Consider the following 7,208-nt stretch of genomic DNA (forward strand, 5'->3'; position numbering starts at 1 on the left):
GTGTCTCTATGAAAATCAGTGCTGAAGAAATAAAGAAAATTGCACTGTTGTCCCGTCTGGAAATCAAGGAAAATCAGATGGATGCCGTCGGGAAACAGCTGAATGACATTTTATCGTACATGGATCTCATGAGCCAGGTCGATATTACAGATGTGCAGCCTACGGCACACGCTGTGTCCCTGTCGAATGTCATGCGTGACGACGTGCCCCAGAAATCGATTTCCAACGAAGCGGCGCTGCAGAATGCGCCGGAACCGGATGACGGGTACTTCAAGGTACCAAAAGTAATTCAGGATTAAGGAGGAATACTGTGGAAACCATACACGGATTACATGACAAGCTCGTCAGCGGCGGTATTTCTGCCGTTGCCCTGACAGAAGCCTTTTTGGCTCATAAAGATGCAGTAGAAGGAAAGGTACAGGCCTTTTTGTCCGATACCCGTGAAGACGCCCTGAAAGCAGCAGCAGCTGTCGATAAAAAAATCGCTGCCGGCGAAGCCATTTCCCTGCTGGCAGGGATTCCCGGTGCCATTAAAGACAATATGTGCATTAAAGGACAGAAAACGACGTGTGCCTCGAAGATGCTGGAACACTTCGTATCGCCCTATAATGCAACGGTTATCGACAAACTGGCTGCACAGGATTACGTATCCCTGGGCAAGACGAATATGGATGAATTTGCCATGGGCAGCTCGACGGAAAATTCTGCCTTTCAGCTGACCCATAATCCCTGGAATACGGACTATGTTCCCGGTGGCTCGTCAGGCGGTTCTGCCGCTGCCGTTGCATCCGGCGAATGTGTCTGGGCGCTTGGCTCTGATACAGGCGGTTCCATTCGCCAGCCTGCTGCATACTGCGGCGTCGTCGGTCTCAAGCCGACATACGGCCTCGTTTCCCGGTACGGCCTCGTAGCTTTTGCGTCGTCTCTGGACCAGATCGGCTGCTTTACCAATGACGTGGAAGACTGTGCCATCGTATTGAATACCATTGCCGGCTATGATGCCAAGGATTCTACCTCTATCCCGCAGGAAGCCCAGGACTATCGGGCAGCCCTTACAGGCGGCGTGAAAGGCATGAAGATCGGCGTGCCGGAAGAATTTTTCGGCGAAGGCCTGGACGATACGTGCCGCAAGGCCCTGGAAGAAGCCATGCATACGTACGAAGAACTGGGTGCGGAAATCGTACACGTCAGCATGCCTCATATCAAATACGGCATTGCGGCGTACTATATTATTGCGCCGGCTGAAGCCAGCTCCAACCTGGCCCGGTATGACGGCGTAGGATTTGGCCTGCGCGTACCTGGCAAAGACCTGGTCGACATGTATATCAAGACCCGTTCCGAAGGCTTTGGCCCGGAAGTACAGCGCCGTATTTTGCTGGGGACGTACGTACTCAGCTCCGGCTATTATGACGCCTACTATACGAAAGCCATGAAAGTACGGACCCTGATCAAACGCGATTATGATGCAGCCCTGAAACAGTGCGATGTTCTGCTTACGCCGACGGCACCGGATACGGCTTTCAAAATCGGCCAGAACAGCGACAATCCCATGGCCATGTATCTGGGCGACGTCTGCACGGTTACGCTGAACCTGGCCGGCCTTCCCGGCGTCAGCATTCCCTGCGGCTATAAAAACGGCCTGCCCATTGGCATGCAGCTGATTGGCAAAGCCCTCGATGAAGGGACACTGCTTCGCACGGCCTATGCATTTGAACAACAGCGGACGGATCTTCGCAAGCCGTCGCCAATGGGGGAGGTTGAACTGTAATGAAATACGAATCCGTTATCGGCCTGGAAGTGCATGTCGAATTAAAGACGAAAACGAAGATTTTCTGCGGCTGCAGCACCGAATTTGGGGCAGAGCCCAATACGCACGTCTGCCCGGTCTGCCTGGGGCTGCCTGGCGTACTGCCTGTGCTCAATAAAGAAGTGCTTCATTTTGCCGTCAAAGCCGGTCTGGCATTGCACTGTGACATTCTGCCGTTCAGCAAATTTGACCGCAAAAACTATTACTATCCGGACTTGCCGAAAAACTTCCAGACCTCCCAGTTTGATCTGCCTATCTGCAAAGGCGGCTACGTCGATATTGATGTTGACGGCAAACAGCGCCGCATCCACCTGACCCGCATCCATATGGAAGAAGATGCAGGCAAACTGGTCCACAGCGGCGGCAGCCTGGATAATTCCGATTCTTCTGATGTCGATTACAACCGTACGGGCGTGCCTTTGCTGGAAATCGTCGGCGAACCGGAACTGCGCAGCGGCGCCGAAGCCAGAGCGTATCTGGAAAAGCTGCGGTCTATTCTGCAGTACCTGGGCGTATCGGACTGCCGTCTGGAAGAAGGCAGCATGCGCTGTGATGCCAACATTTCTATTCGTCCTGTCGGCAGCGACAAGCTCGGCACGAAGACGGAACTGAAGAATATTAACTCCTTCAGCAACGTCCAGAAAGGCATCGAATACGAAGCGGTCCGTCAGGCCCAGATTCTGGAAGAAGGCGGCACTATTCAGCAGGCAACGCGCGGCTGGGATGAAGCCAAGGGCATTACGTTCCTCCAGCGTGTCAAAGAAGGGGACAGCGACTACCGCTACTTCCCCGAACCGGATCTGGTGCCTATCGAAGTATCGCCGGAATATATCGAACAGGTACGGCAGGAACTGCCGGAAATGCCGGATGCCCGGCGGCAGCGGTTTATGGAAACCCTGGGACTGCCGGAATACGATGCCAACTTGCTTACTCTGGAAAAACAGACAGCCGATTACTTTGAAACGGTCGTCAACGAAGGGGTAGACGCCAAAACGGCTTCCAACTGGATTCTCGGCGAATTTGCCAAGAAGCTCAATGAAGAAGGCAAATCCATTGGCGATGCACCGGTTGCGCCGCAGGCTCTGGCAGAACTGCTGAAACTCATCGAAAAGGGAACGATTTCCGGGAAAATTGCCAAGAAAGTATTGCCCGAAATGTGGGCTACTGGCAAGTCTGCCGGCGATGTCGTTAAGGAACAGGGTCTGGTCCAGATTACCGATACAGGCGCCCTGGAAGACATGGTCAAGAAGGTCATTGCCGCCAACCCCCAGTCCGTTGCCGATTACAAAGCGGGCAAGAAGAAAGCTATCGGCTTCCTTGTCGGCCAGATTATGAAAGAAACAAAAGGCCGGGCCAACCCGGGCGTAGTCAACCAGCTGCTTACGAAAAATCTGCAGTAATGCGTGCATGCTGACCCTGTTGTCACCATGACGTGTTGGATACCCTCTTTGCGAATGTCCTCGTGAAGAGGGTATTGTTATACAGGCATTCATGATTTCTCAAAAATCGCCCTTCGTCAGTGGCATTATGAACAGAGAGAGAGTATAATAACTACTATAATCTGGACGAGGGGGAACGTATATGACATTGCGAAAGGATCAGTACGAACGGTATGAACGGAATATTCGCCTGGCTCAATTAGGCGAAGCAGGGCAGGAACGGCTCCTGCAGGGGAAGGTGCTGCTTATCGGCACAGGCGGTCTCGGGTCGCCGGCGGCGCTGTATCTGGCAGCGGCCGGCATTGGCACGCTGGGACTGGTCGATGCCGACGCCGTCGATTTGTCCAACCTGCAGCGGCAGATTCTTCATTCCCAGAAGACCTTGGGCGTGGAAAAAGTGCTGTCTGCCAGGGAACGGCTGAACGGACTGAACCGCGACGTCGACGTCGTAACCTATGCGGAAAAGGCTCTGCCTGATACGCTGCCGCAGATCATTGCCGACAGGGATTACGATTTTGTCATTGATGCAACCGATAATTTTACGGCCAAGTTTCTCATTAACGATACGTGCGTAGCCATGAAAAAGCCTTTTTCTCATGCCGGTGTGCTCGCCTTTCACGGCCAGACCATGACCTACGTGCCGGGGCAGGGACCGTGCTACCGGTGTCTCTTTGAAGAAGAACCGAAGGCCGGCGATGTGCCGACCAGCAAAGAGGTGGGCATTCTGGGAGCCGTAGCCGGCCTGGTCGGTACCCTTCAGGCCACGGAAGCCATCAAGTATATTGCCGGCGTCGGCGAACTTCTGACAGGGACGCTCCTGACCTACGACGCCCTTTCCATGCAGTTTCGCCGCATCGCCGTTCCCAGAAATCCGGCCTGCCGGGCCTGCGGCGGGGAAGGGTAATCGTTATTGACAGCCCTTGCCGGCCATGCTATAGTAAGAAAAATGTCATATCGTATGTCAGGTGTCACAGACCTAACAGAGAAGTCCGGTGCAATGCCGGCGCGGTCCCGCCGCTGTAACGTGGAGCTGTCCTGCAAGGATGTCACTGTGCCGCAGCGGCATGGGAAGGCGCAGAATGGCAATGAAACGGAGCCAGAAGAACTGCCTGACAGGAGATCACCGATAGACCTGCGAGCGATGGGAAGGGCGATAGATAGCGTATAAGCCGTAAGGGATATCCTTGCGGCTTTTTTGCGCCCTTTTCCCGACGCAGAGGGGGAACAGACAGGAGGAAGATCATGGAATCACTCATTGAGGGGATCGAATTGTTTCAAAAAGGCGGTGCCGTCATGTACGTGCTGCTGGCCTGTTCATTGTTTGTCGTATATATTGGCGCTGAACGCTGGCTGTTTTACCGGCACATGGATTCCGGCAAGGCCTTTGCCGAACAGTTCTATACCTATGTTAAGCTGAAAAAATATGCCGATGCCCGCGACGCGGCCCGCCAGGGCCATGGCGGCCTGGCCCGCATCCTGACTGATGTCCTGGACAGCGACAGCTCCGTTTCCATGACGGCCCTGGCTGAAACGCAGTCCAGCATATTCATTGCCAAACTGCGGCACGGCCTGTATTATCTGAGCGTCGTCGTAACCATGGCGCCCCTGCTGGGGCTGCTGGGGACCATCAGCGGCATGATTACGTCGTTCAGTATTTTCCACGTCCAGTCCGGCCAGGCCATGGCCATTACAGGCGGCGTCGGCGAGGCTTTGATTGCCACGGCTTTCGGCCTGTGCGTCGCCATTCTGGCCCTGGCTGTTCATGCTTATTTTACGCAGCGCCTGGACCGGATGATTACGGACATGGAACTGTGTTTTTCCGCGCTGGAACTGCTGCCGCGGAACTGGCAGGGGCGGTGAGACGATGCGGCTTCGAGACAGGCGGTCTTTTACAAAACCGCAGGTTATGATCATTCCCATGATTGACATCATGTTTTTTCTCCTCGTCTTCTTCATGATCAGTACCTTATATATGGTGAATCTGAAGACTGTAGACGTCCAGCTTCCCCAGGCAGTCCATGCCGAGGGGCAGGCCAAGGTGACCTATGTCGTGACTATGCAGAAAGACGGTTCCTTGTGGCTGGAAGATAAGCCGATTGAACGGGATGTGCTCATCCGGCAGGCAGCAGACCAGCAGCGGCAGAATCCTCAGTTCTCCGTCGTCATCCGCGCTGACGAAGGCCTCGATTACGGGCAGGTCATGGCCCTTCTGGACGGGCTGAAAGGAGCCGGCGTACGGCACTTTGGGTTGGCTGCCCATGAATAGGGAAGAGAAAGATCGGCGTACAGCTGTCCTCATTTCTGCAGGCGCCCATGCTCTGGCCTTTGCCGTACTGGCAGCAGGCGGCCTCTTTTCGTTTCTCCAGGACCAGTCGCAGCCTCCTACTGTCGATGTGTCCGTGTATGAGGCAAAGGCAGAGCCGTCTGCGCCATCTCCTTCAGCCGGGACAGGGCCGGCCTCCGGTGGCGGCACTTTTGCCATGCCGGAAAATCCCCTGCCTGCTGTCAGTATGGCTCATACCCAGGCTGCACGGCGCCAGGATGGAGCCCGCAAGGCTGCTGCATCGGCAGCGTCACCGAAGCAGGACCGTGCTGCCGCAAACGAGGCGGAAAAGCCGCCTTCAGAGACGGCACATACGTCTCAGACAGCAGGAACTACTGGGACCGCGAATACGGCTACTTCCGGAGCGAATCATGAGAACAGTCCTTCCGGAGGGCCTGTCAATGCTGCCGGGAATTCCGATTCCTCCGGCAATGGATCCGGTGAAGCAGACGGCGGCACAGGAGATGCCAATGGCGGCGGCCATACCGATACCGGCGGAGGAGGCGGTGGGCCGTCCAGTTCTCCGCCAGCTGATGCGGCTGTGCCGGCGCAGAATCCTGTGCCTGTATACAGCCCCAGTGCGCCGTACCCACAGGAACTGCAGAATCGGCGCATTACGGGGGTAGCTGTCGTGCGCGTCGTCGTCGGCCCAGACGGCGCTGTCCAGAGCGCCAGCCTCGTCGAATCATCGGGAAACAGTACGCTCGACAGTCTGGCCGTAGAAACGGCGCAGCAGTGGCAATTTACGCCGGCAGTCAATCGCTATGGCCAGCCTGTAGCCTGCGGCGTACGACTGCCTTTCCGATTTGCATTACATTAATATAGTAAGTATAGAGTAAGAAGAAAAAGGGAGAGTTTTATCCATGAAGCATCAAACTACACTTGCCGCCTGCATTTTCATTTCCATGAGCAGTCTGGTCCTGGCCCAGGAACCGGTTACACTGCCGGATATTACGCTGGACGAAACGACGTCCTGGGGGACGGCAGAAGAAGCGAGCCGTCCGTCAGCGCTGGAAAGACAGTCCAACACGACAGTCGTTACGGCCAAGGAAATCGAAGACAATCATTATACCAATGTCCAGCAGGTGCTGCGGCAGGTTAACGGCGTGACCGTAAACAATGCCGTGCCGGGGATGTCATCGTATGTTGAATTAAACGGCGACGACCGCGTAGCCATCCTTGTCGACGGCCAGCGCATCGGCACGAACCTGAGCGCCCAGTACGGCAGCCGGGGCACGGTGGATCTGCAGACCCTGCCGGGCGTAGAGCAAATCGAACGCATTGAAGTGACCAAAGGCAGCGGCTCCGTCAAATACGGCAGCGGTGCTGTTGGCGGCGTCATCAACATTATCACCAAGAAAGGCGGCGCACCGCAGACGACGCTGGATGTCAGCACCGGCTCGTGGGGAACCCATCAGTATACCCTGACGAACAGCGGCTCCAGCGGCAATACGTCGTGGTATGTAACCGGCGGCCTCAGCCAGCGCCGGTATTATGCTTTTGACGGCGACGGCTATGACAAGGATCGGAACCGCGGCGACTATCAGAAGAACTTCTTTACAGCCCGCATTGATCAGAAGCTGGATGACGCCCAGTCCCTGACCTTCTATGCCAGCCATTCCGGCATGGACGGCCATGT

General features: G+C 55.5%; 8 protein-coding genes and 1 riboswitch. All 8 genes read left to right on the forward strand.

Annotation, left to right across the window (positions count from 1 at the left end; genetic code table 11):
* Positions 1 to 8: 8 nt before the first annotated feature.
* Positions 9 to 299 (forward strand): Asp-tRNA(Asn)/Glu-tRNA(Gln) amidotransferase subunit GatC, encoded by a 291-nt coding sequence (gene gatC, locus Q3886_RS07025; RefSeq protein WP_301860577.1) that lies wholly within the window; start codon positions 9 to 11, stop codon positions 297 to 299.
* Positions 300 to 310: 11 nt separating this feature from the next.
* On the forward strand, positions 311 to 1,768 hold the full coding sequence (gene gatA / locus Q3886_RS07030) for an Asp-tRNA(Asn)/Glu-tRNA(Gln) amidotransferase subunit GatA (RefSeq protein ID WP_301860570.1): 1,458 nt from the start codon (positions 311 to 313) through the stop codon (positions 1,766 to 1,768).
* Positions 1,768 to 3,207, forward strand: a complete 1,440-nt coding sequence (gene gatB, locus Q3886_RS07035) for an Asp-tRNA(Asn)/Glu-tRNA(Gln) amidotransferase subunit GatB (RefSeq protein WP_301860571.1) — start codon at positions 1,768 to 1,770, stop codon at positions 3,205 to 3,207. Before gatA ends, gatB begins: the two co-directional genes overlap by 1 nt.
* A 181-nt stretch (positions 3,208 to 3,388) precedes the next feature.
* Positions 3,389 to 4,150 (forward strand): HesA/MoeB/ThiF family protein, encoded by a 762-nt coding sequence (locus Q3886_RS07040; protein WP_301860572.1) that lies wholly within the window; start codon positions 3,389 to 3,391, stop codon positions 4,148 to 4,150.
* Positions 4,151 to 4,192: 42 nt separating this feature from the next.
* Positions 4,193 to 4,374: riboswitch (cobalamin riboswitch) on the forward strand.
* 114 nt (positions 4,375 to 4,488) lie between these two features.
* Positions 4,489 to 5,106 (forward strand): MotA/TolQ/ExbB proton channel family protein, encoded by a 618-nt coding sequence (locus Q3886_RS07045; protein WP_301860573.1) that lies wholly within the window; start codon positions 4,489 to 4,491, stop codon positions 5,104 to 5,106.
* A gap of 4 nt (positions 5,107 to 5,110) precedes the next feature.
* Entirely contained in the window at positions 5,111 to 5,512 is a 402-nt protein-coding gene (locus Q3886_RS07050; RefSeq protein ID WP_301860574.1) for a biopolymer transporter ExbD, read from the forward strand.
* Positions 5,505 to 6,389 (forward strand): energy transducer TonB, encoded by an 885-nt coding sequence (locus Q3886_RS07055; protein WP_301860575.1) that lies wholly within the window; start codon positions 5,505 to 5,507, stop codon positions 6,387 to 6,389. The genes Q3886_RS07050 and Q3886_RS07055 overlap by 8 nt, the downstream gene beginning before the upstream one ends.
* 43 nt (positions 6,390 to 6,432) lie before the next feature.
* A partial coding sequence (locus Q3886_RS07060; protein WP_301860576.1) for a TonB-dependent receptor occupies positions 6,433 to 7,208 on the forward strand: 776 nt, incomplete at its 3' end.

The organism is uncultured Megasphaera sp. (genome assembly GCF_958350005.1).
In the GTDB taxonomy this organism is placed as follows: Bacteria; Bacillota; Negativicutes; order Veillonellales; family Megasphaeraceae; genus Megasphaera.